Genomic DNA, 1,644 nt, shown 5'->3' on the forward strand with positions numbered 1-1,644 from the left:
GGGGAAGAGTGGAGCCCTTCGGGGGGTTCTACAGCCAGCAGGAGTCTGACCTGGGGCCCCGCTACGAACGAGCTGCTGTGTCCAAACGCCTGCTCACGCGGGTGGGGATCAACCGTCGCCGCGCCACTGCTGCCGACCAAATCCTCTACAGCCTAGAGGTGATGAACGAGGGCAAAGCCCGCCCCAATGGGCATCTGGAGCGCTCCCTTTTCAGCGGCTACATCTACCTGCGGGATCCCGAGCTGGCCGAGACCCTCACCCGCTACCTCAACGCCCACGCCCACCTGCTGCGCTTGGGAGGAGGGGTGTCGCGGGGATTGGGCCGGGTCAACGTCACGGCTCGGCGTCTGGCTGCTCCCCGGCCTTCCCTGGCCCAGCGGGTGGAAGCCTTCAACCAAAAGCTGCGGCAGCGCTGGCAACAATGGCAGGTGTTCGGGGATCCCTGGCAGCCCCTTCCGCCGGAGCGGCAGTATTTCTCCATTGGGCTGCAGTCGGGGGCCATTCTCAAAGAGCGCTGGCAACGCACCACCGTGCTCACCCCCCAGATGCTCCAGGAAGAGGCCAACTGCGAAGATGGATCCCTGGCTTTGGAGCTGGCCTTCAGCAGCTACGCCTATGTCTCCGGCTGGAACGCTGCCTGGGGTCTGTTCAAAGATGTAGAATTGGTAACCACGCAGGGCAGCGTCTTTCTGCTGAGCACCACGCAACTGGAGCGTTGGATCCCGATTTTGGCGGAGATGGAATACTGGGGGATTGGCGAACGCACTGCTGAAGGATTCGGCCAAATCGAAGTTTGCAGTCCGTTCCATCATCATTTCTGGGAGAACCCGCTATGACCTTCGCCACCAGCGAGATCACATCGGAACAAGAGCTCAAGATCCAACGGCAAATCCGGCTGGCCGAAGATGATCTGGTCGCCAGAATTCAAGCCGCCTTGGATAACTTCAGAGGTCTCAACAGATTGGAAGAGGCCCAATATCGCAACCTATTGCACGTGGCAGCTTCCACCGAAAGCTCAGAGGTGATCAAGAACTTTTTGCGCTACCAGGTGGGGCGCGATGACAAGTGGGGGCGGGGCAAAGACTCTTTGGCAGAAGCCATCATCAAAGACATCGACAACTGGATTCATCAAAGGGCTATAGCCATCGCCAGGGAAGCCGGAATTGAAAGAGCATCCCCCAAAGTCAACGAGATCAAAATTGACTTGATTCGGCGCTACCTGGGCTATGGGGCCCGCTACCTCAAGTACAAGCGAGAGGGAGGAGGATCCTAGACCGTGACCTACAGCAGTTTTACCCTTGAGAGAGCCATTTCGACCTTTCAGCTCAGGTCAAGAATCATCCATGGCCTGTTTGCAGAGGTTCCACCGACTGAGTGCTCCGATTACTTGAAAATAACCCTAGATCGCTATCTCGGCTTGGCCACCTCGGTCAACAGCGAAAAAGCCCGCTCCGAGTTTATCATCGCCCCTGTGCTGGGAGAGGTGAAGTACCTATGTCGGGATCAAATCTCGCTGTTTTCCGGCAAGGAATTCAACGTGGATCCCGAGAGGGGGTTGGTGGGCCTATGCGACTACATCATTTGCCTATCCCCTCTCCAACTCTACATTCAAGATCCGGTGGTGATTATCGTTGAGGCCAAAAA

At 57.4% G+C, this 1,644-nt stretch carries 2 protein-coding genes and 1 pseudogene; all 3 read left to right on the forward strand.

What is annotated here, in order from left to right; translation table 11 throughout:
• On the forward strand, positions 1-836 hold an 836-nt coding region (csx10, locus tag NW815_RS12575; protein ID WP_414416082.1), incomplete at its 5' end, for a CRISPR-associated RAMP protein Csx10.
• Positions 833-1,273 (forward strand): hypothetical protein, encoded by a 441-nt coding sequence (locus NW815_RS12580; protein WP_414344023.1) that lies wholly within the window; start codon positions 833-835, stop codon positions 1,271-1,273. The genes csx10 and NW815_RS12580, both read left to right, overlap by 4 nt.
• Positions 1,274-1,276: 3 nt before the next feature.
• Positions 1,277-1,644, forward strand: a pseudogene (locus tag NW815_RS12585) (hypothetical protein); the annotation flags it as partial.

Origin of the sequence: Synechococcus sp. R6-7 (genome assembly GCF_047461695.1) — a bacterium.
Taxonomy (GTDB): Bacteria; Cyanobacteriota; Cyanobacteriia; order Thermostichales; family Thermostichaceae; genus Thermostichus.

Excerpts from the sequence above, each read along its gene's own strand:
- NW815_RS12580 (WP_414344023.1), top strand. The coding sequence starts at position 833 with ATGACCTTCGCCACCAGCGAGATCACATCGGAACAAGAGCTCAAGATC.